Origin of the sequence: Neglectibacter timonensis, assembly GCF_900048895.1 — a bacterium.
In the GTDB taxonomy this organism is placed as follows: Bacteria; Bacillota; Clostridia; order Oscillospirales; family Acutalibacteraceae; genus Acutalibacter; species Acutalibacter timonensis.
Genome location: NZ_LT160640.1, coordinates 1,404,184 through 1,429,760 on the forward strand (window position 1 = coordinate 1,404,184; position 25,577 = coordinate 1,429,760).

The following is a 25,577-nucleotide window of genomic DNA, read 5'->3' on the forward strand; positions in this document are numbered from 1 at the left end:
AACAGTCGATTGTTCCAACACCATGCATGTGGTATGCTGAAAAAACAACAAAAAAAGAAGCATATGAATTTGGCACAGATAATCTATCCAATCGCCCGGATGCAGAGGGTTGAGCGGGGCAAATCAATATACACCCGGCAAAACAGGGACGGCAGCGCATGGGCTCGGGAGTGCACCGAAGCACGGCCAAGGTTTCCTGAACCGAGTTCCTAACCGCAAGAGAGGTTTAACCGTAAATATGAAACTCAACCGCACTTTCGGCTCTATGTCCTTTAAACGGAAAGCTATAGTCGTCCTCTTAATTCTCGTGCTGCCGCTATTGATTTTTATTGGCAGCTTTGCCGCCTATACCATACAGCGCCAAAATGACCAGCTCTCAGAAAGCGCCGGGAATACGCTTTCTTACTATCAAAACGCCTTTGAATCCGATGCACAGAACATTTCTTCTTATCTGGCGAATTTACTGTCCATCGACTATGACTTTCAGCAGCTCTGCTACCGCAGATCCTATCTAGACGCCCATCTCAGCTCCTACGACCTGGTGCAGAAATTCAAACTCCAGCTGGAAGGAAATCCTTCTTTAGGCGCACTGTTCATCCTCACTCCGGAGAACAATCTCTTTCGAGGCGCTTATAATGTGGAGGATTATTCCATGGAGGTAAAGGCGGATATCCTGAAATTTTTGAAGGAATGCGCGGTTCAGGATGACAACTGTTCCGCCAAAGGATGGACTCTACGGGAAATCGGCGGCAAGTCTTTCCTTTTCCGTTTCTTTGGAAGAAAAGACACACATACCTATTGTGTTGCGATGTTGGATCTGAACCGGGCCATTGTCCCTCAGAAAATACGCAGCAATCCTACCGCATCAGGAGCATTTGCTTTCTTTCTTGCCTCTGACGCTGAAGACGGCGCGCTTCCTCTCAGCAGTATCACCAGATTTGAAGGGACAGGCATTGTCTTGCGTCCGCAGAAAACCGGCTATTATATCAGCGGCGGAATACAGAAATACCTCATTGTACAGGAACCCATTGAAAACATGGGAATCTCCATCGGCTACGCCACTCCATATCTTGGCCTTTTCAGCGGGATGGACGGAGTACAGATCACACTTTTGCTTTTAAGCTGTGCACTGATCGGACTGATCCCCGTCTGCTATTTGCTGCTGCAAAAGTCATTATTTGCACCCTTGCAGGAGATGACCGGAACCATTGAAAAACTGGGAGACGGCGATCTGTACGCAAAGATGGAGGCTCCCTTTTCCATCCAGGAATTTGAGAGTGTTCGAATTTCCTTCAATAACATGGTAGAGCGGATCCGGCAACTAAAAATTTCTTCCTATGAAAAGGAGCTAGAGGCAAAACATGCCAAGCTCCAATATCTTCAGCTACAGATCCGTCCACATTTCTATCTAAACTGTCTGAAGAATCTGTATGCTCTGGCAGAGGCTCGGAAGTATGGCAGTATCCAAAGTGCTATTTTGGCTCTTTCAGGATATTTGCGTTTTATTTTTAGGGACAGCATGAAGCGAATCCCTCTTTCTCAGGAGCTTCGCAGCATCCGGGACTATATGCAGCTTCAGACTCTCTGTGATGCCAATCCGCCCCAATGCCGTATGGACATCGACGCCAGCCTGGATGATTTCCTGATTCCGCCCCTTTCTCTGGTCACCTTTGTGGAGAACTCCGTACAGCACGGAACCACCTTGGACCATCCTCTTATTATCAATATCCGTGTATCGCTAATAAAAAGTAAAACAGGGGATTACGTGAGTCTGCTCGTCTCCAATAACGGGCCGGCTTTTCCCGATTCCATAATAAAGGAAGCGGCGGAGCCGGAGCCCCAGATCTACCGTTCCCAGCATGTGGGCATCATCAACATTCGATATCGCCTACAGCTGCTGTACGGTGAAGCCGCAGCTCTTTCGCTATATAATTCAGCCGGGTCTCCCTGTGCAGAGCTTTTTTTACCTCAAAACGAATCTAATATTAAAGAGGAGGATCCCCTATGACCATTTTGGTAGTGGACGACCAGATAAATGTGGTCAACGGCATTGTTTCCGGTGTGGATTGGGAAACTGCGGGCATCTCAAAGGTACTGCACGCTTACAACGCATCGATGGCCCGGGAAATTCTGGAATGCCAGCCGGTGGACATTCTGCTGAGCGATATTGAAATGCCTGTGGAAGACGGTTTAAGCCTCTTCCGATGGGTACGCGGCAAAAAGCTTTCTGTAGAGTGTATTTTTCTCACCTCTCATGCGGATTTTATCTACGCAACGGAGGCTCTGAAACTGGGCAGCTTTGATTATCTTTTGCAGCCCGCCCGGTATGAGGAAATCTGCGGTGCCGTCCACAGGGCTGTGGAAAAAATACAGCAAAACCGTGAGACACAGCAGATGTACTCCTACGGAAAGGCGGTATACCGAAATCGGGATCTCTTCCTTCAGGGCATCCTCAAGGACTGGCTCACCGGAGCCTCCCTTCAGTTCAAGGAAATCCTGAAATGCTTTGGAGATCTGGGAATCCTCATAAGGGAGGATTCCCAGATCCGTATTGCCATGGTACATTTACTGCGCTGGCACGATGAACCCTGGGAGGCCGCTCCTCTTTATACCGCCTTGGAAAACATCGCTGCCGAGCTCTTCGAACAGCTTGGCCAGGGACTTTTACTGCTGCGCCTGGAAAAAAACAGTTATCTGCTCTTACTGTTTCCCAAGATCCGGCATAACCTACCGGAAGATGCAGTTTTAGAAGCCCAACTGGTTCGGCTTTCCGAGGCCTTTCAAGTTCACCTCCACTGCGAAACTGCATGCTATATAGGAGCCTCTGTTCCCATAAAAGACTCTCCCACACTGACACAGTCTTTAAAAAAGATGCAGCTGGACAATGTCTCCCGGCAAAGCGGCGTATTCATCTACGAACAGCCCAAACTGCTTCCTCCAGCCCTCATCCGCACAGATAAACTCCCCTACTGGAAAAATCTTCTGCTCAATGGCTGTCCCCAAATGGCAGAAGAGGAGATCTTTGCCTATCTGCGTCAAGCGGAGGAGTCCGGCGCCATGACTCACGAATTTCTCGAACAGTTCTGCGGCGACTTCATCCGTATGCTTGCAAAGCTTCTACAGGAAAAAGATTTCCGGGATATATTGATTCAGCCCGAAATCCAGGACTTTTTCTCTCTTGCCTCGGAAAGCCTGGAAGGCACTTTGGCATTTATCCGGAGAATTTTGCAGCAGTTGCCAGCCTTCGAAGGAAAGGACTCAGAAAAGGACCAGATGAACCGTATTGTAGAATATATTCAACATCATCTCAGCGAGGAACTCCGCCGTTCCGATATTGCAGAGGCAGTCTATTTGAATCCAGATTACCTTTCCCGGCTCTTCCGGAAGGAAAAAGGAATGTCCCTTAAAGAGTACATCATATGCGAAAAGATGAAAACAGCTCAGGCTATCCTGCGTTCGACCAATCTGCCTGTGGCTGTGGTAGCCGCTCGGGTAGGGTTTGAAAATTATTCCTATTTTTCTCAGGTTTATAAAAAGGTAATCGGAGTGAATCCCTCTGCTGAACGCTCAAAGAATCCAGACACATAACCAGAAGGAACGGGCACATCCTAACCGGTGACGCCCGTTCCTTCCTTTATTGCAAAGCCGCGCTTTCTTTTGAAAATATGCCAAGCCCGTACAGCATAATATTTTCTGCCATTTCCGCAATCTCCTGCGCCGAACAGGTCATGCCGTCATCCAGCCATTTTCTCAGCAGACCGATACAACCCGCGCTGACAAAGGCGTAAAAGTATTCAATCTGTTTGGGAGAGGCCCCCTTAAAATACTTCAAGTAGGTATCCACACAGCGTTCCCTCCCGATATTGATCAACTTCGCCGCAAAACGCTTATCCCCATAATCCCCCAGGGTGACCGTGCATAAATCCGAGTTATCCCTCAGGCATTGAAAAATCCCTGTGCTGATGGTCACTGGATTGAACGGCTCCTCCTGAAGCTGGAAGAGCGGCTCCAGGGCCTTTTCAAAATCTGCCAGCATCTCCTCCTCTATGCGCTGCATCAGATCGTAAATATCCGCATAATGGGTGTAGAAGGTTCCTCTATTGATACCTGCAGTTTCACATAACTCCCGGATCGATATACTCTGGATGGGCTTCTGCTTCAACAAATCCATAAAGGCCTTGCGGATCATCATTTTTGTCAGCCTGGTCCGATGGTCATTTGTAACTTTTCTCAAAACAGCCCCTCCTAATAAACAGTTTTTGTTCAATGTGTTCGGTAAGCATCCGCGCCGGTCAAGTTTGTCGGTTGTTATAAGACGTTTTGACTATTATAATACAAATAGCAAAAATAATCAACAGTATGTCCGCTATTTGAAAGGAGTGCGCCCTATGAAACAACTTTATCTGGTGACTGGCGCTGCCGGCCATTTGGGAAGCACCCTGGTTCGCAAACTCACTGCACGGGGAAACACCGTGCGCGGGTTGATCCTTCCCAACGAACAGGCAATACGGAATGCCCGCGTATCTTATTATAAGGGAGACGTCCGCAACCGGGAAAGCCTTCTTCCTCTCTTTGAGAACACTGAGGATGCAGAGGTTATCGTTATCCACGCAGCGGGTATTGTGGATATCTCCGAACATGTTTCTCCCGCCCTCTACGATGTAAACGTCAACGGTACGCGCAACATAATAGCTCTATGCCGGGAGAAAAATGTGAAACGCCTGGTCTATGTCAGTTCCGTCCATGCCATTCCGGAACAGGAAAAGCTTCAAGTACTGGAAGAAGTTCAAAATTTTTCCCCTGAGGCAGTAATTGGGGGCTATGCCAAGACCAAAGCTGAAGCCACCCAACTGGTGCTGGAGGCCGTACGGGAAGGGCTGGATGCCGTAGTGGTGCAGCCTTCCGGCATCCTTGGCCCCTACGATTCTTCTCACAACCACCTGGTTCAGATGATTGCCGACTACCTCCACGGTAAATTGCCTGCCTGTGTGAGGGGAGGTTACGATTTCGTCGATGTCCGGGACGTGGCGGACGGATGTCTTGCCGCAGCTGAAAAAGGAAAGCGGGGAGAATGTTACATTCTTTCCAACCGGCATTATGAGGTAAAGGATGTACTTTCCATGGTCCGCAGCTCGAACGGAGGCAGAAAACTGCCCGTACTGCCCATGTGGATGGCCAGGGCCGGCGCGCCGCTTCTGGGTTGGATTGCAAAGCACAGGAAAGAACGTCCCCTTTACACCAGATATTCCCTCCACACTCTGCAGAGCAACGACCGCTTTTCCCATGATAAGGCCACCCGGGAGCTCGGCTACCATCCCCGGGATCTTCGCACTACCATTACCGATACCGTAGCCTGGCTGAAGTGCATACCAAAGCCAAAGGGCAAGCAGAAAAAACGGGGTTCCAAAGGCAAAGTGCGCAATATCCCAGCAAAGGCCTGAACAATAACAAGCCGCCGGTTCGGATTCTAAACTGAACCGGCGGCTTATTTATAAGCTTTTTTTCAAAAATAAATCTTTGCTTTACGGTCAATTCCGATGCAGCCGGAGATACTCCATAAATCTCTGCCAGTCATAACGGCTGAGATAATGGGTTCCCTTCCTCACATGATAGCCGATGTTTCCCTCTGGGAACACCGCATTTGCCTCGGGGGATTCCTCCCCGCAGACCAACCCGCCCAGTCCGTACAGACCATAAACAGGAGAAGCCGCCCGGCAACCGGCAAGCTCAGCCGGCGGATCGGCCCACTGATCCTCCTGGGCGCTGGACACATAGAGTTTTCGGGGAGCGATCAACGCAAGCAGAAAATGCTGGTCAAAGGGCATCTCCTCTTCCCGGCCGGCATAGGCCTTATAATTTTCACAGAACCAGTAGGGGAACATCTTTGTGATATCCGCCACCCGTTCCCCTTTCTTTCCCCGTGTGACCGCCGCGCCGCTGCAGCCGGAATCATTGGAGATGGCAAAGGCAAAGCGCTCATCAGAGGCAGCTGCCAGCAGGGCCGTTTTTCCCAAACGGGAATGTCCTACAACAGCCACGTTTTTGAGGTCAACGTCCTCACGGGTTTGCAGGTAATCCATCACCCGCAGGGCAGCCCAGGCCCACAGTGCAATCTTGCCGGGCGCATTCCCGTTCCGGCTGCCTGCCGGAAACAGCGCGGCAAGCCCATCGCTGAAATCTCTGTTATCCTTTGTGACATCCTCATAGCCGAAAGAAAACACGGCGAATCCGCCGTCCGCCAGCTCCTCGCTGGGCATATATTCGTCCGGCACGTTACTGCGGAAATTGATGTGCACAAACGCCATCGGTTTTTCCGAAACGACCGCAGGCACAACCGCATGGACAGGGAATGCAAATTCCTTACCCGACACTTGAACCCGAATTTCTACTCTCTCATAAACCGCCTTGGAAGCGCAAAAATCCTCCTGCCTCTCCACTGTCCGAAAGCTGATCTGCTCCGGAGGCGGCGGCAAAAAGCCGTATTCCTGATCGCAAAGCAGCTCATAAATCCGTCCCCGCTGCTGCTCCCAAACTTTTCTGTCAGTGATGACTGCCCCAGCTGCGTCCTGCAAAACTTCCGGAATTTTCTGTTCCATTGCATTACTCCTCTCCCGGGTCCATCCAAGACGGACCCACTTTTTTCGCCTATTTACAGGTGATCACCGTCACGTCACGGTGCAGCTGCAGCACCGAGGCCGGAACCATGGGCGTCACCTTTCCGAACAACGCTTCGTGAACGATCTCCTTCTTTTCCGCTCCCGCAATCAACAGAATCCTCTTCGCTTTCATGATTGTGCCGATCCCCATGGTTACCGCCGAAGTGGGCACATCCTCAATGCGTTCAAACAGTCTGGAATTGGCCTGAATCGTACTCTGAGTCAGCTGCACGGTATGTACGTCCCTGGGAAAATCCTCCGTGGGCTCATTGAACCCGATATGCCCATTATTTCCGATGCCCAGAAGCTGCAGGTCCGCCCCGCCCAGCCCCTGCACAAGAGCTTCGTAACGGCGGCACTCCGCCTCCATATCCTCTGCCGTTCCATCAGGAAGGAAGGTATTCTCCGGGTCAATATTGATGTGATGGAAAAGATTGGTGTTCATAAAATAACGGTAGCTTTGAACATGATCCGCAGCGAGGCCGCAGTATTCGTCCAAATTTACAGTACGCACCCGGGAAAAATCCAGGATGCCCGCCTTACAGTCCTTCACCAGCTCACTGTAGGTTCCCAGCGGCGATGTTCCCGTCGCAAGCCCCAGCACACAGTCCGGTTTCAGCAGCACCTGCGCGCCAATCATCCTGGCGGCCAGCAGACTCATTTCCTCATAACTGTTTGTCTCAAGTATTCTCATAGCCAATGTACTCCTCCTTGTTCATTCTGCCATCATCTTATTCTATTTTCAAAGAATAGTCCATATGAGAAATTCCCATTTTTTTGTCAGAAAGTCCAGTACATTCTGACAAAATTTGAATGATTCTTCTTAAAAACGCCACTCCGTATTCGGAAACAGCTGTGAAAATCTGAACAGGGATATCCCTTTACATCCACCTTTTTCCGTTCAGTTAATCCGATGCCCGCTTTTTCTTCCAAGAGGGCAGCTGTGCAATCACAACTGCGGCAAACACCAGCACGCAGCCGAAAAGCTCTTTGGGCAGAAGCGCTTCACCCTTGAGCAGCCACCCAGCCAGAGCCGCAAAGACGGATTCCAGACTCAAAATCAGCGAAGCCACAGTGGGGCTTGCCTTTCGCTGTCCCAAAATCTGTAGTGTGTATCCCACACCGCTGGAAAGCAAACCCGTATAAAGCAGAGGGAGCCACGCCTGAAGGATGGAACCCAGCTCCGGTTTTTCCAAAATAAATGCCAGCACCATAGAAATGACGCCGCTGACAAAAAACTGAATGCAGGAGAGCTTTACACCATCTACATGAGGCGCCACTCTGTCTACCAGAAGGATGTGGAAGGAGAAAAGCACAGCGCAGAGGATTACCAGCACATCTCCGCTGGAAATGGAAAACCCCTCCTGCACACTCAGCAGGTATGTTCCCACCAAAGCAAGGAAGACACCGGCCCATACCTTCAGGCTGGGCATCTTCCCCAGAAAAATACCCAACAGAGGCACAATGACAATATACAGGGCCGTCAGGAACCCGGCCTTGCCTACTGTGGTATATTGGATTCCCATCTGCTGCAGCAGGCTGGCCGCGCACAGAAAAATTCCACAGAGAACGCCTCCGCCTACTAATAACTTTCTGTTATCTCCAGGCCTTACCGCGCCTTTTTCCGTTTTGACCCCTTTTGCGCGAATCGACCTGGCAAACAGCATAACAGGCACCAGGGCAAGACAGGCGATAAAGTTCCGCACTCCGTTGAAGGTACAGGGACCTACATAGTCCATACCAGCGCTCTGCGCTACAAAAGCCACACCCCAGATCACCGCGCACAGCATCAACATGGCGCCGCCTTGAATCTGCTCCCTGTTCTTACCCATTCCCATCTTCTTCCCTTCCTCTGTCCATTTCCGCCCTTTGGAAAAATCATCCGGCGTGCCAAGGCGGTGTGCGCACGCCGGATGTTCCTTATCCGTGTTCTTCCAGAGTCTTTTGTGTATCCCTGGTCAAATTTTTCATCCAGTTAAACCGGTTGATTTTCACCACAGCCACAAAGCATTTCAGAATCTGGTCGCATTTGAGACAGGCAAACACCACCCAAGGCGGCGCTCCCAGCCACATGGCAATCAATGCCGAAGGTATAACTACGCCGAACACAAAAATCGTATCGTTTTTAAATACAAAAGAGATGTCTCCGCCCGACTTGACCAGGCCGAACAGGCAGGCCGCCTGATAGCAGGTGCCGATGATGGTGACGGAGATGACATTGATAAACTGCCGGGAGTACTCCTGTGCCTCCGGGCTGGCATTGTAAAGGGAGATAAAGCCGTCCCGGGCTAGGAACACCGCCGCTCCGGAAAGCAGGCCTACGATCAGGAAGATCACCTGTACCGTCTTTGCGTATTCCTTCATCTTTTCGTACTGCCCGGCTCCCACCGTCTTTCCCGTGAGAATGCCCACCGCTGAAGAAAGGCCGTTCATCCAGACATAAATCAAATTATGAAGCATGCCGGTGATGCTGGTAGCCGCAATCACTCCGGCGCTGTAACGGCCCAGGATCATGGAATTCGCCATCATATTGGCGGACCATACCACCTGCCCGCCGATTACCGGCAGCCCGTAGCGGATAAAATCCTTCAGCAGCTGGCGGTCCGTCTTCAGAAGGTCGCTGAATTTCAACCGCAGCTTTTGGTCTATGGCAAACACATAAATCACGCTCACAGCCGCCTCCAGAACGCGGGAAACCAGCGTGGCGACCGCCGCACCCTTGACGCCCATGGCAGGAAAGCCCAGCTTACCGAAAATTAGCACGTAGTTGAGAGAAACATTGACCGCCAGCGTCATAATAGATATGTACATGCCGATCCTCGCCGTCTCTACACTGCGCATGGAGGCAACCATCACCTGGGAGATACAGAAAAACAGATAGGTAGCTCCCACTATCCGCAGGTAATCGGCGCCTTCTGCAATCACGCCCTGGTCTTCCGTAAAAATACGGATGATGGGGGCGGGAAACGCCATTGAGACGGCAGACATCACAATGCCCACCGCCACTGCAAACTTGACGCCGATAGACACTACCTTCCGGATACTCGAGGTATCCTTTTTCCCCCAATACTGTGCTGCAAGGATCAAAATAGCGCCTTCAATCCCGCCGACAAACATCTGCAGTACGGACTGCAGCTGGTTCCCCATGTACACGCCTGAAATCGCATTATCCCCCAGAGAACCAATCATCAGGTTATCCGCGAAATTGACCGCGAAGGTGATCAGGTTCTGCAGGGATATGGGAATCGCCAGCATGAACAGGTTTCGATAGAACGATCTGTCTTTTGTCATGACCATAATACAACTATCCCCTCCGCACCGGCATCCGGTGCATTTTTCCATACCGAATGTGATTATACTATACACGAATGGGCAAGTAAAGCCTTAATTCCTCAAAAAACCACACTGGCATTCAAACTGCTCCAACAAAAAACCTCCCTCAACAGAGGGAGGCAGACTGGCAAAATCTAACCCGTCAGGGCGTCTCCGGTCCTTCGGAGGAGGCGGATGTCTCGGAAGAACTGGACGCGTTGGAGGAACTGGAAGCATTTCCTTTTGCCTTGGCTTTCTTGGAGAACAGTGCCCGCTGTGTTTCTGCATCTGCGATACCAGTCTCTTCCAAACCGTTGGCTTTTTGGAATTCTTTGACGCAGCCGGTCGTGTACTCTCCAAAATGCCCGTCATACTCCGTATCCAGATACCCCAATTCTTCCAGCCTTTCCTGAAGCTTATAAACCTCGTCGTTGGAATCCCCTTCAGAGAGTTTTGTGTAAGAGGTAGTGTCGGACTCCTCCTCAGAGGAGAGTTCTGAAGAGGAACTGCTCTCTTCTCCCGGCAGCGATACTGTCGAAGATTTTTCTTCCAGCAACTCCGGAAAAGCGGATGCGCTGATTTCATAAGCGGCGTCGATTACGGTCCTTCCCTGCCATTCCATCAAGCTGGGATCCAACTCGAACACTTTATTTTCCTTCACTGCGCGCAGCTTGGAGAAATCAGCGTTGGCTTTCATCTGTTCCTTCAGTCCAGGCACACAGAAAATCACATTGGGGTTGGAAATGCGGAGAGATTGGAACTGATAGGTACCGCCCTTATCACTGCTAAATGCATTTGTCACGCCCGCGCAGGACATGAGTGTGCTGGCAAACATATCTCCCGTTACCGCAGTTCCGTCCAGGTCGTACAGATAGCAGGCAGTGGTCACTGTCTCTTTGGGCACAATGCGGTTGATGTCGTCCAGGACCGTAAAGATTTCCTGTGCCCGTACGATTCCTGCATCGTAACCGGCGCCGCCGCCGGAAAAGGCTGCGGAAACCTGGGAGTAAAGCCGCTCAAAATCTTCCCGGTCAGTGGCCGGACTCACGGCCAGCATGGTTATACCTGCATCCGACAGTGCAGAGGTCATTCCTTCGTCAAAGGAATCGGAGATTACCAGATCCGGCGCCAGGCCAATCACCGCCTGCGCGTCTTCTCCGGAAATTTTCTGCAAATCCCGCAAGCTATCCTGAGTACAGCTTTCACTGCCAGCCAACAGCTGCGTTTCACAGCCAAGAGCCAGAATGACGTCAGCCAGACCGGGGGAAAGTACAATTGCCTTCGTAGGCTTTGCAGAAATAGTGACGCCGTTTATCTCCACAGGAAATTCACCGGCAGCAGTTACTCCGGAAACAATATTCCCTATCTTCCCCATATTCTCACACCCGGAAAGTGATACGGTGACCATAACTGCGCAGAGCATACACGCCAGCCACCGACGTATCGTACTGATTTTTGTCTTCATTTTCGATACAACCCGCTTTCTCTGCAAAATATGATTCCTCTGCCCAGAAAATCAGGGCAACATCTGTCGTCTTGTCAATCCTTTCGGATTCTTTTAGTATTCTACCCTTAATTTACCGTTTGTGTCAACCTTTTTGCCGGAAAGCGCTTGACTTTTGTATACCATCAAGATAAAATGATCCAGTATGCTGTTAATAAGCGTTCCGTGAAACTGAATATTTATTATATGGAGACGTATCGAAGTGGTCATAACGGGCCTGACTCGAAATCAGGTAGTCCTCACGGGCTCGTGGGTTCGAATCCCACCGTCTCCGCCAGCAGGCTGAGTTTGAACGCAATTCGCGTTCAAAGCTCGGCCTTTTCTTTTTCCTGATACCTCGCGTTTATTGCAGGTATCACTGCCCATAAGCTCAAAAAAAGAGCTTCCACTGGAAGGATTCTTTTTCTGCATATCGATTATTCACTTCAGGGAGAAGTCTACCTTTCTTTTTGGCTGTCACCTTCCACCGCCTTTTCAAGCCTTTTCGCGTTTTACAAATGACGCCCGCAGGATTGTTCCTCTCCTCTCCATCCCTGTATCATGACTCAGAAAACAAAGGAATCAAACCCTCAAAATTCGCCGCCCATCTGCATTTGAGTGTGGGGCGGCATTGCGTTTGCGGTCGACTTGTGCTATACTTACGCGGAAATTCGATGGAAATGGAGAGAGGGTATTGAAAACAAAATCCGGGTTTTCCTGGGGAAATTTCCTGCGGAATCTCGCAGTGATTGCCATCCCGGTGGCACTGCAGAACCTTCTGACGACGACGGGCAGCATGGTCGACACGATGATGATCGCTCCGCTTGGCGAAACGTCTGTGGGCGCTGTGGGTCTTTGCGCCCAGTTTTCGTCGCTGATGTTTTCGGGATACTGGGGCTTTGTGGGCGGCGGCATGCTGTTTTTCTCACAATATTGGGGCGCGAAGGACGAGGACGGCATCGACCGCTCCTTTGGTCTGACGCTGGTCTGTATGCTTGCCTCCGCATCTATCTTCACCGGTCTTGCGCTGCTGGCGCCGGAGCTGGTAATGCGTATTTATACGGACAAAACAGCGATTCAGGCGATCGGCGTGGATTACCTGCGCATCGTCGGCTTCGCCTATCCGATGCAGGTGATCTCCATGGCGATGAGCGCTCTGCTGCGCTCCACTGAGCGCGTGCGCATCCCGCTCTTTGCGGCGATCGCATCCGTCGCTACTAATATGGGCCTCAACTGGGTGTTCATTTACGGCAAGTTCGGCCTGCCTGCTATGGGCGTGCGGGGCGCGGCACTGGCCACAACCTGCGCGGCCGCCGTCAATATGGCGGTCATCCTGATTCTCAGCCGGGCGCAGGGGTATCCGTATCTGTTTCATTTTTCGAAGCATTATCGCTGGAACAGTTCGTTTGTGCGGTCGTATTTCGTAAAATGCTTTCCAATTCTCTGCAATGAGATTTTAATCGGTGTCGGCAATATGGTTATCAACATCGTGCTGGGCCGCCAGTCTGAGCAGGCCATCGCCGCCATCGCGGTGTTCCGCACGCTGGAAGGCCTGGTTATTGGCTTCTTCTCGGGCTTTTCCAACGCGGCTTCTGTCCTCGTTGGCAAGAGCGTAGGCGCGGGCGAACTGGACACCGCCTACGAGCGCGCAAAGCGGCTCGTGCTGCTGTGCGGATGCAGTATTTTTATGCTGTGCGTGACACTGATCGCGGTGCACCGGCCTCTTTTGACCGTGATGAGCCTTTCGGGCGAATCGCTGGAAATCGGCACCGGGTTGTTGATGATTTACAGCGTCGCTGCCGTCATCCGTATGTGCAACTGGACGCAGAACGATACCTACCGATCGGCCGGCGATGCGGCGTACGGCACGATTCTCGAGATCTCATTCATGTACGCAGTGGTGCTGCCCTGCGTCTGCCTGACGGGCCTCGTATGGAAGGCGCCGTTTTTGCTGGTCTTCGCCTGCTGCTACATCGACGAGCCCATCCGGTTTGTTCTAATGCAGGTGCACATGTATTCGGGCAAGTGGGTGCGCCCTGTCACTGAGCTGGGCCGTGCGGCGCTGCCGGCGTTTCGTAAAAAACACGTGCGAGACAAAGCTCAACGGACGGCCTGAAGGACAAAGCTGGGGAAAAGAAAGAGTGGAAGCCACGGTGGAGTGCCCCCAATCGCGGCACACCTGCGTGAAACAACTCGCGCACCGCAGGTGTTTCTGTTTTCCAACTTGTTTGTCCGTATTATTTGCGGCAGGTATCTGTTTTATCAATGCTGTTTTCTTTCTAAAACCCAGTGATTATGCGGCTTTTCGAGGCCGCATTTTCTTTTTGTCATTTGAACGATAAGAAAAAACGTGCAAATTTTTAAAGAAAAGCACAGGGCAGACAATTCGAATTCATCCGTCTATTCCATCCTTCTTGCATATCCGCTTGTTTTAACGGAGGCAACGCTTGCAAAACCGCATGAAAAAACGGCATAATACCCGCTAAGAGTACTATGCCGTATCTCCTTTCCAAAACCATTTTCCTATTTATAGCTTCCATTCCAGGACGGAAAATCCGACAGGTATTCCCCGCTCACGGCGGGAACGTAAAACCTTCCGAAGCTCTTGAGCCCCTCTACGTCCAGCTCCTCCGGAAGCTCTACATAAAACAGGTAATAGGGCTGGTAATACTGGTTTTTGGGTTCTGTGCGGTAGACCAGCGTGACCCCGGCGATATCCTCGTCATAGATGGTCCCGTCCCGGATATAATCCTTGGGCACGCTGGCGATATAGTCCCCCTGCAGCAGCAGGGCGCGGGCCGTTTCGGGAGAAATCAGGGGATAGTCCCCCAGCTTCTGCGCGCTGGGGAGCACGCTCCACAATCCGATGCCTTCCCAGGCGCTCTCCTCCATCCCTGGATGAAGGGTTATCCTGTGAAAGTTATAGTTCAGGATGCGTTCTTCCAGCGTACCGTTGTCATTGTAGGCGGAGTAGTTTCGGAACATCTCCCCGGAAAAAGAGTAATCGCACCAGGTATTTACTGCAAAATCCTCCACGTTTTCCATGCCGGAAAGCTGTTCCAACAAGGAGGCGTGTTCCCGCAGCAGATATTTCACCGCCGCCTCCGCCTGTTCGCTGGTGGTATCAGCCAAGGTAAAGCTGTAATCGTCCGGCAGCGGCTTGGGCTGGGCAAAAATGATGCTCTGCCCGCCGTTTCCAAAGGCCCGGATTTCGTCTCCTGCCTCCGTACGCGCAAAAATCCCCTCTGCCTCTCCGCCGGTGAGACGGTCCTCCTCCGGCCATAGGTTTTCCTTGCGGATCCGTTCAAATTCTGTGCTTTCCACCCGGGTACCCAGGCAGTAGGCGGACCATTCCGCCAGGGAAAGCAGCTGCTCCTCGCTCAAATAGACCCTGTAGCCCGAGCTGCTGTAGGCCAGATTGCGGTACACCGGCAGCGTCTCCAGCTCCGCGTCCTCCGTCCAGGGGTTGGAGCCCATGTTTTCCGAAACGTCGTAGCACATGACGGCATCATACCCCATGCCCCCCATCCGTCCATAGCGGCCCTCCAGCATGGGCAGCCCTTCCGTCCCATCCGCGGGCGGAGGCGTGGGGATGGCAGGCGGCTCGGGCGCGCTTTCCGGCGGCTGTGCCGCTTCCGGGATAGAGCTTTCCAGCCCCGAGGAGGACGGTTCGCCCACTTCCTGGGAAGAGACGCCGCCCGGTCCTGATGTAGAAGGCGTCCCCGCCGTCCCGGGGACAAGGCTCTCCCAAGGCAAACTGCTCCCCACCAGAAGAAGAAAACAGAGGCAGGCGGCCAGAGCGCTCCACTTGAGCCAGATCACACCTCTGTTCCGGGACTTTTCAAATTGCTCGCTGCGCTCCAGCAGCTCGGTGTCGGCAGCAGTTCCGATCACGTCAAAGAGATCTTCCCGTTTCATCACACATACTCCTCCTTCCGCAGAAACTCCCGCAGTTTTTGACGGGTACGGGAAAGGATCACCAACACATGCCCCTCCTTCAGGCCGTAGCGCCGCCCAATCTGGGAAACCGGCTCCACAAAGAAATACCGCCGCAAAAACACGCTGCATTCCCGCTCCGGCAGAACGCGCAGAAATTCCGACACCGCCCGTTCCAGTTCCCTGGCCTGCACCTCGCCCTCCACGTCGTCCCGGCTGGGCAGGCATTCCTCCAGCTCCTCCAAAACCAGCGGCATTTCCCCGCCGCCACGCTTCTGTGCCCGCCTGGCCTGAAACCTGTCAAAGGACAAGTTTCTAGTGATCTTCGCCAGAAACATCCGCAGCCTTCCCGGCCGCTGCGGCGGCATGGCGTTCCATGCCCGCATCCAGGTGTCGTTTACGCACTCTTCAGCGTCCTCCGGGTCGTGCAGAATGTTGTCCGCAATGGCATAGCAATACCTGCCGTACCGCGTGCTCGTCTCCCGGATCGCCCTCTCATCCCTATTCCAGTACAATTCCACGATCTGACTGTCCTTCACGATTCCTCCCTCCCCTCACCCTATAGGACGGAAAACTATAGATATTCTAACACAAAAGATCGGAACCTCCCATCCGGACGGCTCCGATCTTTTGTACAGCTAGGTCCTGAAACTCTGATCCATACGCCGTTCAGACAGAAGAAAAAATTAAGCTGAAAAGTCTCTTCCCGATTGCCCTTGAGTGTGATAGAATTGATGGAAAATCAGAAGAAACAGGGAGATTGTATATGAGTTTGAAAGCAAGGATAAGCAGACTGAGGGAGCACCCTCTCAGCCTGGTACTGGCAGGTAACAAGGGAAACCCCCGGACACTGGTGCTGATTGAGCCCTTGTGGGGCATCCCCTACAACCTTATCGCGCCGTTCGCCACCCTTTACATGTACACCCAGGGCATCACGGATGTACAAATCGGCTTGATCCTCTCCATCACTATGGTCGTCCAGGTATTTTTCTCCTTCTTTGGCGGTATTCTTACTGACAAGCTGGGACGGAAGTTCACCACCATGATGGGCGACTTTTTCGGCTGGACGCTGGCCTGCCTGATTTGGGCCATTTCCAACAATTTCTGGCTGTTTTTAGCCGCAGCTATCCTCAACTGTTTTGAACAGATCAACCAGACAGCGTGGTACTGCCTGCTCATCGAGGATGCCAATCCAAAGGATTTGGTGGGTATTTACACCTGGGTGAACATCGGCGGGCTGGTTGCTATTTTTTTTGCACCCCTCTCCGGGCTGTTCGTCAGCTCCTATTCCGTGGTGCCGGTGGTACGGGTGCTGTACGCCCTCTTTTCGCTGACTATGGTCACGAAAACCTTCATCACCTTCAAATTCTGCCATGAAACAAAGCAAGGCAAAATACGCCGGGCAGAGACAAAGGGCGTATCCGTCTTCCATATGCTGGGGGAATACCGCCAGCTGATCCCCCTCCTGCTGAAGGACAAGGGCGTTCTCAAAGCGGTAGCTGTCTCAGTCATCCTTTATATCACAAACATAGTGAGTACAAATTTTTTCAGCCTGTACGTAACCCAGCGGCTGGGCCTTTCAGAAAACTATCTGGCGCTGTTTCCCATTTTGAACGCGGCTGTCATGCTGATCTTCATGGTGGGCATTCAGCATCGCATGAGCGCCGCAAAATTCCGTGTCCCTTTATGGGTCGGCCTGGGGCTGTACTGTGTAGCTGCCCTGGCGTTGATTTTCTCTCCCGCTGACAATCTGGGATTTGTGCTGGTTTACGTGTTTGCCGCCGCCGTGGCCGCCGCGCTGGTGAATCCCCGCAAGGACGCGCTGCTTCAGCTCAACATCAATCCCCAGGAGCGGGCCCGCCTGAACGCCCTGATCATGGCCTCTACCATCGCCCTCTCCTCCCCCTTCGGATACCTGGCCGGCTGGCTTTCCAGCCTGGACCGCCGCCTGCCTTTCGCTTTCACCTTCCTGCTGTTTATCACAGCCATGGTTGTCATCGGACGCATCCAGGAACCGCAGATGGAGGAAGAAAAGACCTAAGAGCGCCGCCAATCCCAGCGCCTGCCTTCCCGCTGGGGGAGGGGCAGGAAGTCTGCGTCCCTGCCGCTTCCAGGAAACGCACTTCGCTTTCAGAGGGAGCGTTTAAGAGATTTTATTCCCTTGAAAAATTCGGCATAGCCGTAAGCACCGGCTATGCCGTTTTTTCATGCTTGCCTGGAAGCACTGCTATGATACCGTTATAAATAATTTGAATGTGCTGTGTCCTATGGCCGTCAGCTTTCCCCTCTCTTTTTCCCGCAGTTGGGACAAAAATTTCCAGATATTTCCCGCTGCCCGCAGGAGCAGCTCCAGGTTTCTGCTGCAGACGGAGCGGGGCGTTTGGCACCGCAGTTGGGGCAGAAATTGCTGGAAATACCCTTCTCGCCGCAGGTACAATCCCAGGTTCCCGCCGCAGCTGGGAGGGGTCGTTTCGCACCGCAGTTCGGACAAAAATTGCTGGTCACAGCCTTTTGGCCGCAGGTGCAGTCCCAAGAATCGGAAATCGCCGCGCTGACGGTCCGCCCTGCGTTTTCAGCACAGTTCAGCACGGGATTCAGGGCTTCCTTTGTCAGATTCATCACGCCGCCCATGGCCCCCAACGTCACGCCCAGTCCGGCGATCTCCCCAAGTCCTCCGGAACCCTCTCCGGCAATGCCGTTTTTCATTGCCTCCATGCCAACCTGCCTGGCGGTTTCCTGCTGGTAGCTGTACCCCTTCATCCTCATCTCCTGGGCTTCCGCCTCTGCCTGCATGCGGTAGGCCTCCGCCTCTGCCGCCTTCTGAATCTTCAGCGCCTCCGCTTCCCCCTGTGCACCGAGAATTTTCATCCGGGCGTCGGTGTAGGCCTCCACAGCCCGGCGTTCCGCCGCAGCTTCGGCCTCTTTGCAGCGGATCTCCTCCTGCCTCACGGTAAGATACTGCTCGGCATACTGTTCCTTCATTCTTCGGAAGTTGGGGTCGTCATCCGGAGTGACCACCCGGCTGACATAGAATTCCGGCATGGTCAGGCCATATTCGCCCAGGGAACCGTTGATCCGCTCCCGCAGCGCGGCGGAAAGCTCCAGGAGCCGCTCGTCGATCTCCAGTACGTTGATTCCATTATCCTTAATGGCCTGGGCCAGATAGCTTTTCACCTGGGTCATGACCATGGCCCGGAAAAAGCCCTTGCCTCCGCCCAGCAAATCCTCCTGCCCCAGGCTGGAAGCAGTGCCCACCACCCTGAGGAGCAGCTGCCGGGAATCCGTGACGCGGATGGAAAACTCGCCGCTGGCCCCCAGTTCCACATGCAGCCCGGAAGCCGGGTCAAACAGCCGCACCTTCGTATCCGTGCCCCATTTGATTCCCATTTGTGTGGCAAGGCTGATAAAATACACCTCGGAGTGAAAGGGGCTCTGCCCGCCGGCGGGCAGTTCATAAATTTTTCCCAGCATGGGCAGGCGGTCTGTTTCCAGCAGATAACGGCCAGGCCCGAACAGATCCAAGGCCTGACCATCCCGGAAGAACAGCGCCTCCTGGCTCTCATGTACAATAAGCTGGGAGCCCAGGTTGAAATCCTCCACCGGATGCTTCCATACCAGCGCGTCGTCTTCCCCCTCAAATTTGATGACGTTTATCAGATGTCTGCGTTCCGTATTCTTTTCAGCCACGATAATCTCCTCCTGATCATGGTAATATTTCAGTACAGTTTTTCCTCTTTTTTGTTTATGAATTCCAATCTGAAATTCCGGAATAGTAACTGGAATTGCCGCCGAAGCCGCTGTACCGTCCATCCCTTTCCTGAACTACCATATAACTGGTTCCTACCGAAAGCGCAACCGGATCCTCAACCTCTTCTTCCACCTTGCTGACACTGATTATCAGCTTATTAGAGGCTGAATGGTAGGTGTTCCCAGCAATAAGCAGTTCCCCCTGCGCCGTAATCGCAGCGGAAAAATAGTTACCTACCGAAATAGCTATGACATCCTTCCAGGATTTTACGTTGCTTTCTATCGCGGTATTGGTTCCGGTGTACACCACCGTGCCGTCCGCCCTCAGCCCCATGACGCCGTCCGGTTCCACAGAAATCGCCACAATATCCGTCCAGTCGTCTACCCTGATTTCACCCTCATCTCTCTTGAGATGACCCTGTACCACCACCGAGCCGTCCGCCTTCAGTCCCACGGTAAAGGCATCCCCTGCCCCTACGGCGACAATGTTTGTCCAGGACTCCACGTCCTTTGGATGGCCCCAATTATTTCCTGCCGCCACCACAGTTCCATCTGCTTTCAGGCCCACAGAATGAGATACTCCAGCCGCAACATCAATCACATCGGTCCAACTCTCCACATCGCATTGCCCATCCTCATTTTTTCCAGCAGCTACCACGGTACCGTCCTCTTTCAGGCCCAAAGCGAATCCACCATATGCCGCGGAAGCAGAAACAGCCGTAATATCTGTCCAGCCCTTTACCCCCGGCGCCGGGTCCTCGCCAGCGACAAGTACGGCGCCGCTCTGTGTGACCGCCAGGCATTGGCGTCCCCCGACGGAAAGCTTTTTCGAATCAAACAAAGATTTCTGAAGCAGCGGTACGGCTTTTTTCATCTGTAAACTGGCATCCCGATAGGAACCCAGCTTTCGGAAAGCAAGATAGGCTTCCCGGTAATGACCGGATTCCATCTGTTCCATTGCAGCGGAATAATCCCGTCCGGGAAGAATCACCTGTGTCATCAACACAGCAACCCCAGTTGACACGAGCAGTACAGCCACTACAAGGATAGAAATAATCCTCATTTTTCTATGCATCCGAACCCGGTTCCGCTCCTCCTCGATCCGGCTGGCTTCCCGTTCGGCCTCCCGGAGCTCCTCTATCCTTTTTTCGCAGGCTTTCACCTGCTCCATGCTGTCCAGATAATCCTCCAAGGCCTGGAACTGATCCATAGCATTTCGTAAATCCAAAGAGTTTTTGGACTCATCCCGCTTCTTACAGGCAGCTTCATAGGCCTGCCGCCTCTCCTCTTCCGCCTTCAGCCTGGCTTCCGCACTTTTTTCAGCCGCCCATTTCTCAGCCTGATCCAATTTTTCCCGATAAGCTTTTTCTACACTTTTCCTGGCTTCCTCATCCGAGGGCAGCGCCGCTTCCTGTCTTTGCCGCAATACTTGAATCACATCGCCCAGAACCCGGCTGAGTCTCTCTGCGTCCTCCTCTTTGGAAAATTTCAAAGCCCGCTGAAACAGTTTATTTCCCCAAAACGCCTCTTCCTCCGCGATCACCTTCCGCCAAGAGGGGAGGTAAGCAGGATAGGTACGGTCAAACTCAAATCTTTCGCAGATATCCTTCCTGGTCAAACGCTCCCTCACAAAAAAGCGGGACACGGCTTCCTCGATTCGTCCCACCGCCTCCGGACAGGCTTCCGTCCTTTCCGCTTCCACGGAAACGTGGAGTTTCTTCCGGTTCTCGGCCAGAGCTTCCAGTGTGGGACTTTTTTTCTCTGCCAGGAATTTCCCCAGATATGCCCTGCCGTTTTCCGCATCCAGGTTCAGCGCCTGTTCAAAAAAGCCGTCCGCTTTCAGCCAATCCCCGTCCTCCAGGGCCAGTTCTCCCCGTTTTAAAAGGGCGGACAGGTTTCCGGTTTCTCCCTGGATTTCCCCATTCTCCTTTTCCTCTTCTCCGCCCGCGCCCAGCACCTTGTCGATTCCCCGGATCAGGTCCTGGATGAAGCCGATTTTACTCATGTCGTAGGCCTGCAGGATGGACAGCTGTTCCGGCAGGTCGTAGGGATTCATGTCCCGGTAGCAGGGAATCAGCAGCTTGGAACGATCTTTCTTCATCAGGGCCAGGAACCGGCTCCACTCGTTTTTCACCCACACTGCATTGAAATGCTCCGCTGTGGTGCCCAACACTACCATCACTTTGGCGGACTGCAGCGCCGCAAAGATGTAGGGTTCGTATTCCACACCCGCCTTATCCTCCAAAGTGATCCGGGCAAAGAACACCCTTCGCCCCTCTTCCGTCAGCTCGTAATAGATTTCCTGAGCCAGCACGCTGTCCTTCGTGCGGCTGCCATCTTCCTCAGACTCTTTGTAGCACAGAAACACATCGAAGGCCTCTTCCCGTTGGGACGTGGCCAAAATCCCTTTTTGCACCTGGGCGATTTTCTCTCCGTCCTTCCGGTACTGGCTTTTGGCGGCCGCGTCGGCATATTCCAGAGCGGCGAGATAGTCCACATCCTCCAAAAAGCTGTCGAAGCTCAGCCTGTGGCAGGTAGGGAACCATTCCCCGCTTTCCGGATCCTCCACGTATTCGATTCCAAACCGGCAAAGCGCGCAGCACCAGTGAGCCTCGGCATTTTTGTCGTCCTGCTCCACGATGCGTTCATATACCGCCAGTGCCTTATCGAATTCCCCCGCCCGGCGAAAATGATTGCCCCGGTTAAACGCCGCCGCCGTCTGTTCGCCGTCCACTTTTGGCAGCGTCATCACACTGCCGCAGTATTCACAGGAGCCAAAGGTTTTATCCGTGGAAAGCTCCATATCCCCGCCGCACATTTTACACTTGATAACCGTCATTCGTTCCTACTCCTTCTCCTGCTGATTTTCTGCCCCCTGCTCTGCCCCGCTGGATACCTCCATATGATCCAGCGCAAATTCCAGAGCCATACTCATAATTTCATTGCGCGTGCGGCCGGTAGCCCTTGCCGCTCCGTCTATTTCCTGCAGCATTTCCCGTGACAGCCGCATGGATATCACCATGGACTCTCCGCCGTACCGCTTCGGTGCGATTTTCAATTTCGGATCTCCCACAGCTTTGCCCCCTTTTGTTTCTATTGTAATACAAATGTATTTTTTTGCAAGTGAAATTGTAAATCAGTGAAAAAAGCTGCTGTTTCCGGAAACTATTTCCATCTACAGCAGCTTTGTTTACTTATCCCATCGGATCAAGAGGGGGCAAATTTTCAGGTTTCACAATTTCCGGTTTGCCCACATACTGCATATGCGGATAAATGATTTTAAGAAATTCATCCGGAAAATACTCGTCAAAAAACTCCTGTACCACGTTGGAAGCAGGCACGTTATTCACTCGTTCAGACTGACGGTACACCGCCCCGGCAGAAAGCGCCATATCCGCCACCATGAACAGCGACACAGCGATTGTCAGGGGACGGCCCACTTTTTTAGGGATCCGCTGGATCGTCCTGGAGAGGATTGGGTACAGGTCCTTCACCCAAATTAGGCCCAGAATCCCCCAGAAAAAGGAATACATCAAATTGGTCCGCCCGCCGATATTCAAGGCGGAATCACTGTACTCCCAGGAGACCGTGCCGAACATGACCTGCTGCAGGAAACTGCACAGGTATTCAAACCCTCCCCCAATTACCATGCTGGCCAAAAAAATGAGCACATCCTTCTGGTTGTACATCTTATAGAGGAACAGCGTAATGGCAATGGCTCCAAACCCATAGATAAGGATAAACGGCCCGAACACTACGCTGACCCGCAGCTCAAATTTGTGGGGCGGCATTGCCAGCGCATACAGGGTTTCCAGTACAAAACCCACAAGATTGCCGATCATAAAAATCCAAAACAGCTTGGAATAACACATGCCGTAGGCAAAGGGTTTTTCCGCACCTTCGGGCAGCCTCTGCTCATAGGCTGCAACAGCCGCTTCATTATGCTTCCGGATCAGCTCGCCGGAACGGCGCCGGAACACATCCACATTCTGACGCAGCAGCTCCAGCTGTTCATTGTGCTTCAGGGATTTCAGATCAGGGAAAGCCTTGAGCAGACGCTTGTGCAGCTTGTTTGCATGCAGCGTCTGTTCATATTTTTCTTTCAGGCGGGCAGCTTCCTTCTGCCACTCCTTCTCAAATTCTTTCTGCTTTTCTTTGACGGCAATAGCCCCCGCCGAAATCCCCTCTCCCAGCTTATCAGAGCCGGCCCGGATTTTACTGGAAACATATTCCAGGTTCTTCAGTTTCCGGTTCAGCCCGATAATCGCCACCACGGTGACGGTAAAATCTGCCAAAGCCAGGCCCAAAAGCACCAGCAGCACCACCACGCCCACCGTACGGGGAATCAGAGAGACAAAATATCTTGTCAGGGGCATTACAAAACGCACCACCATCGCGCCCGCTATTGCCCAGACAATGGAAAACTTCAGGCAGATATAGCCGTTCAGGTTGTGAGGCTGGTTGGAATAATCCCACCATTTCTGACGAAATACCTTTTCCAGTACAAAACCGGCAAACCATTCCAGCGCCGACCCCAGCACCATAGAACCCACCAGCAGAGCCGCCAGATTCCCGCCGAAGGGGCGCATGATGAAATCGATAAGCACAACACCGAAGCCATAAATTGGACACAGTGGCCCATTGAGAAAGCCACGGTTGACAAAATGCCTATCGCGCACCGCAGCAAAGGCCACCTCACTGCACCAGCCCAGAAAAGCAAAGATAAAAAAGCACCATACATATGTATACATGTCGTTCCCCTGCCACTCCCTCCGTCCCGATTCCCTCCGAAACAGCAATAATATTATTATAACAAACAAGGCGTTCCCTGTAAACAGGAGCGCCTTCGGAAAGAGAAGTTTAAGAAATGACGGTCCACAGAATGCCGCTCAGTCTCCCCTGAAAAGCTCCGGCAAAGCCTCTAAAAGATCCGTGGGCAGCATGGCCCTGGGGGAAAACCTCTCAGCACAGAGGTCCCCAGCCCTGCCATGGAGAGAAACGCCCGCCACAGCCGATTCAAACAGAGGCATTCCCTGCGCCGCAAATGAGGCGACCATTCCGGCCAGCACGTCTCCGCTGCCCCCCTTGGCCATTCCAGGATTGCCCGTGGGGTTGACTGCCGTCCGGCCATCCGGCGAGGTTATTACGGTACCCGCCCCTTTCAGTACAGAGACCGCTTGAAATTTTTCTGCCGCTTCCCCGGCTGCAGCCAAACGATCCGCCTGAATTTCCCGAACACCCTTTCCCAGCAGCCTTGCCATTTCACCGGGATGCGGCGTCAAAACAAGAGGCGCCTGACATTCCCTTCTCCATTCCGGATGCCTGGAGAGGAAATTGAGGCCGTCCGCGTCAAGTACCAGTGGAATTCTGCAGTGCCGGAAAACAGGGGGACAGGCCTGCTCGGACAGTTCCCCCAGCCCGCAGCCTAAAAGGCAGGCCGTCGCCTTGGAGAGGGCCTCCCGCAGCAACCCCTCGCAGGCCCTTTCATCGCTCCGCCAGGGAAGGATGGTGAACACGGCTTCCGGAACCGCCTGAGCGGCGATGGGATAGATACGCTCCTCCACCGCAAGATGCAGCAGCCCAACCCCGCACCGGAGCGCCGCCCGCGCCGCCATCAGGCAGGCCCCTGCCATCCCGTAGCTTCCGCACACCAGCAGCAGCCGCCCTAAGTCCCCCTTGTTGCTTTGGACGCCGGGAGAGGGGAGCACTTGGGCGGAAAACTCCGCCTCTATCTCAAACCGCTTGCAGGAAGCCTCGGCTTCCTGCAGCAGGCGCGCTGGAATCCCCACCTGCGCTACCACGGTCTCCCCGCAGTATTCCTTGGCGGGATAGGAGGCACAGGCAGGCTTCTTTCCGGTAAATGTTACCGTGATATCTGCCCGGAAGGCGCCGGGGCTCACTCTTCCTGTGTCGCATTCCGCGCCGCTGGGCAGGTCGCATGCCAGCTTCAAACAATTCTGGGCATTGGCCAGGGCCAGAAAACGGGCCGGTTCTCCGGAAAGCTCCCCATGGAATCCAAAGCCATACACCGCGTCCACGATCAAGTCGGATTCTTCCAACATCCGTTCCGCCCGTTCCGGCTCATGCCCCGCACAGACCGTCTCCACAGCCTCCGGCATACGCAGAAAGGCTTGATGCGCAAGCCCTGTCTGCGGTGGGCCCTGCAGCAGAAGCACCCGGACGCAAGCGCCTTTCTCCCACAGCAGCCGGGCGCATACAAAACCGTCCCCGCCGTTGTTTCCCTTTCCGCAGAGAATTGCCACACGTTTCCCTTCCAGAGGATGGAGGAGTTTTTCCGCTTCCACCGCCACAGCGGTCCCCGCCTGTTCCATCAGTCTCTCCAGAGAAACGCCCTCTTCCCCGGCCAGTTCCTCCAGCCGCCGGATTTCCGCACTGCTAAAAAGTTTCATCTCGAGCCTCCTCTTCCCTTCTCCGGTCCCGAC

The 25,577-nt window shown here is 53.1% G+C and carries 18 protein-coding genes and 1 tRNA gene; 6 read left to right on the forward strand and 13 right to left on the reverse strand.

Translation table 11 applies throughout. From position 1 onward, the window contains the following. Positions 1–238: 238 nt before the first annotated feature. Both BN3911_RS15540 and BN3911_RS15545 read left to right on the forward strand, forming a co-directional pair. The gene (locus tag BN3911_RS15540) at positions 239–2,008 is read left to right on the forward strand and encodes a sensor histidine kinase (protein ID WP_066867212.1); all 1,770 of its coding nucleotides are present in this window, start codon (positions 239–241) and stop codon (positions 2,006–2,008) included. Continuing rightward, entirely contained in the window at positions 2,005–3,588 is a 1,584-nt protein-coding gene (locus BN3911_RS15545; RefSeq protein WP_066867214.1) for a response regulator transcription factor, read from the forward strand. The genes BN3911_RS15540 and BN3911_RS15545 overlap by 4 nt, the downstream gene beginning before the upstream one ends. A gap of 46 nt (positions 3,589–3,634) precedes the next feature. Here the strand turns inward: BN3911_RS15545 and BN3911_RS15550 are convergent, their stop codons facing one another. Further along, positions 3,635–4,234 carry a TetR/AcrR family transcriptional regulator gene (locus BN3911_RS15550; protein ID WP_242871145.1) on the reverse strand — a complete coding sequence of 200 codons (600 nt, stop codon included), beginning with the start codon at positions 4,232–4,234 and terminating at the stop codon, positions 3,635–3,637. A gap of 154 nt (positions 4,235–4,388) precedes the next feature. On the opposite strand from BN3911_RS15550, the gene BN3911_RS15555 reads away from it, so the two are divergent. Beyond that, positions 4,389–5,441 carry an NAD-dependent epimerase/dehydratase family protein gene (locus BN3911_RS15555; protein ID WP_066867216.1) on the forward strand — a complete coding sequence of 351 codons (1,053 nt, stop codon included), beginning with the start codon at positions 4,389–4,391 and terminating at the stop codon, positions 5,439–5,441. 87 nt (positions 5,442–5,528) lie between these two features. Here the strand turns inward: BN3911_RS15555 and BN3911_RS15560 are convergent, their stop codons facing one another. The 5 genes from BN3911_RS15560 to BN3911_RS15580 all read right to left on the reverse strand — a co-directional run bounded on the left by BN3911_RS15560 (position 5,529) and on the right by BN3911_RS15580 (position 11,433). Then, complete coding sequence (locus tag BN3911_RS15560) at positions 5,529–6,596, reverse strand: glucuronyl esterase domain-containing protein (RefSeq protein ID WP_066867218.1); 1,068 nt, start codon at positions 6,594–6,596, stop codon at positions 5,529–5,531. Positions 6,597–6,645: 49 nt separating this feature from the next. Continuing rightward, positions 6,646–7,350, reverse strand: a complete 705-nt coding sequence (nagB, locus tag BN3911_RS15565) for a glucosamine-6-phosphate deaminase (RefSeq protein WP_066867220.1) — start codon at positions 7,348–7,350, stop codon at positions 6,646–6,648. A 211-nt stretch (positions 7,351–7,561) separates the two neighbouring features. Next, complete coding sequence (locus BN3911_RS15570; protein WP_242871146.1) at positions 7,562–8,494, reverse strand: DMT family transporter; 933 nt, start codon at positions 8,492–8,494, stop codon at positions 7,562–7,564. An 82-nt stretch (positions 8,495–8,576) separates the two neighbouring features. Then, on the reverse strand, positions 8,577–9,953 hold the full coding sequence (locus tag BN3911_RS15575; protein ID WP_187127774.1) for an MATE family efflux transporter: 1,377 nt from the start codon (positions 9,951–9,953) through the stop codon (positions 8,577–8,579). A 178-nt stretch (positions 9,954–10,131) separates the two neighbouring features. Continuing rightward, positions 10,132–11,433 (reverse strand): peptidoglycan-binding protein, encoded by a 1,302-nt coding sequence (locus BN3911_RS15580; protein ID WP_066867222.1) that lies wholly within the window; start codon positions 11,431–11,433, stop codon positions 10,132–10,134. A gap of 227 nt (positions 11,434–11,660) precedes the next feature. On the opposite strand from BN3911_RS15580, the gene BN3911_RS15585 reads away from it, so the two are divergent. Beyond that, positions 11,661–11,749: transfer RNA gene (locus BN3911_RS15585), tRNA-Ser, on the forward strand. Positions 11,750–12,145: 396 nt separating this feature from the next. Continuing rightward, a complete protein-coding gene (locus BN3911_RS15590; RefSeq protein ID WP_066867224.1) occupies positions 12,146–13,567 on the forward strand; it encodes an MATE family efflux transporter in 1,422 nt (473 codons plus the stop codon). A 407-nt stretch (positions 13,568–13,974) separates the two neighbouring features. On the opposite strand, the gene BN3911_RS15595 is transcribed toward BN3911_RS15590, so the two are convergent. Continuing rightward, on the reverse strand, positions 13,975–15,372 hold the full coding sequence (locus BN3911_RS15595; RefSeq protein ID WP_147578633.1) for a hypothetical protein: 1,398 nt from the start codon (positions 15,370–15,372) through the stop codon (positions 13,975–13,977). Beyond that, complete coding sequence (locus BN3911_RS15600) at positions 15,369–15,926, reverse strand: RNA polymerase sigma factor (RefSeq protein ID WP_066867229.1); 558 nt, start codon at positions 15,924–15,926, stop codon at positions 15,369–15,371. The genes BN3911_RS15595 and BN3911_RS15600 overlap by 4 nt, the downstream gene beginning before the upstream one ends. Positions 15,927–16,153: 227 nt before the next feature. Here BN3911_RS15600 and BN3911_RS15605 point away from each other — a divergent pair, with 227 nt between their 5' ends. After that, positions 16,154–17,428, forward strand: coding sequence for an MFS transporter (locus tag BN3911_RS15605; RefSeq protein WP_066867231.1), 1,275 nt, complete (start codon positions 16,154–16,156; stop codon positions 17,426–17,428). 233 nt (positions 17,429–17,661) lie between these two features. On the opposite strand, the gene BN3911_RS15610 is transcribed toward BN3911_RS15605, so the two are convergent. The 5 genes from BN3911_RS15610 to BN3911_RS15630 all read right to left on the reverse strand — a co-directional run bounded on the left by BN3911_RS15610 (position 17,662) and on the right by BN3911_RS15630 (position 25,544). Next, positions 17,662–19,074: an SPFH domain-containing protein gene (locus BN3911_RS15610; RefSeq protein ID WP_187127775.1), complete on the reverse strand. Its 1,413-nt coding sequence runs from the start codon at positions 19,072–19,074 to the stop codon at positions 17,662–17,664. 55 nt (positions 19,075–19,129) lie between these two features. Then, the gene (locus tag BN3911_RS15615) at positions 19,130–21,973 is read right to left on the reverse strand and encodes a TIR domain-containing protein (protein ID WP_066867235.1); all 2,844 of its coding nucleotides are present in this window, start codon (positions 21,971–21,973) and stop codon (positions 19,130–19,132) included. A gap of 6 nt (positions 21,974–21,979) precedes the next feature. Next, positions 21,980–22,207, reverse strand: a complete 228-nt coding sequence (locus BN3911_RS15620) for a ribbon-helix-helix domain-containing protein (protein WP_066867237.1) — start codon at positions 22,205–22,207, stop codon at positions 21,980–21,982. Between the two features lie 121 nt (positions 22,208–22,328). Next, positions 22,329–23,885 carry a putative ABC transporter permease gene (locus tag BN3911_RS15625; RefSeq protein WP_066867239.1) on the reverse strand — a complete coding sequence of 519 codons (1,557 nt, stop codon included), beginning with the start codon at positions 23,883–23,885 and terminating at the stop codon, positions 22,329–22,331. A 138-nt stretch (positions 23,886–24,023) separates the two neighbouring features. After that, entirely contained in the window at positions 24,024–25,544 is a 1,521-nt protein-coding gene (locus BN3911_RS15630; protein WP_066867241.1) for a bifunctional ADP-dependent NAD(P)H-hydrate dehydratase/NAD(P)H-hydrate epimerase, read from the reverse strand. Positions 25,545–25,577 lie beyond the last annotated feature (33 nt).

Excerpts from the sequence above, each read along its gene's own strand:
- BN3911_RS15580 (WP_066867222.1), bottom strand. The coding sequence starts at position 11,433 with ATGAAGACAAAAATCAGTACGATACGTCGGTGGCTGGCGTGTATGCTC.
- BN3911_RS15570 (WP_242871146.1), bottom strand. The coding sequence starts at position 8,494 with ATGGGAATGGGTAAGAACAGGGAGCAGATTCAAGGCGGCGCCATGTTG.
- BN3911_RS15555 (WP_066867216.1), top strand. The coding sequence starts at position 4,389 with ATGAAACAACTTTATCTGGTGACTGGCGCTGCCGGCCATTTGGGAAGC.
- BN3911_RS15545 (WP_066867214.1), top strand. The coding sequence starts at position 2,005 with ATGACCATTTTGGTAGTGGACGACCAGATAAATGTGGTCAACGGCATT.
- BN3911_RS15615 (WP_066867235.1), bottom strand. The coding sequence starts at position 21,973 with ATGACGGTTATCAAGTGTAAAATGTGCGGCGGGGATATGGAGCTTTCC.
- BN3911_RS15560 (WP_066867218.1), bottom strand. The coding sequence starts at position 6,596 with ATGGAACAGAAAATTCCGGAAGTTTTGCAGGACGCAGCTGGGGCAGTC.
- BN3911_RS15625 (WP_066867239.1), bottom strand. The coding sequence starts at position 23,885 with ATGTATACATATGTATGGTGCTTTTTTATCTTTGCTTTTCTGGGCTGG.
- BN3911_RS15575 (WP_187127774.1), bottom strand. The coding sequence starts at position 9,953 with ATGGTCATGACAAAAGACAGATCGTTCTATCGAAACCTGTTCATGCTG.
- BN3911_RS15630 (WP_066867241.1), bottom strand. The coding sequence starts at position 25,544 with ATGAAACTTTTTAGCAGTGCGGAAATCCGGCGGCTGGAGGAACTGGCC.
- BN3911_RS15605 (WP_066867231.1), top strand. The coding sequence starts at position 16,154 with ATGAGTTTGAAAGCAAGGATAAGCAGACTGAGGGAGCACCCTCTCAGC.
- nagB (WP_066867220.1), bottom strand. The coding sequence starts at position 7,350 with ATGAGAATACTTGAGACAAACAGTTATGAGGAAATGAGTCTGCTGGCC.
- BN3911_RS15540 (WP_066867212.1), top strand. The coding sequence starts at position 239 with ATGAAACTCAACCGCACTTTCGGCTCTATGTCCTTTAAACGGAAAGCT.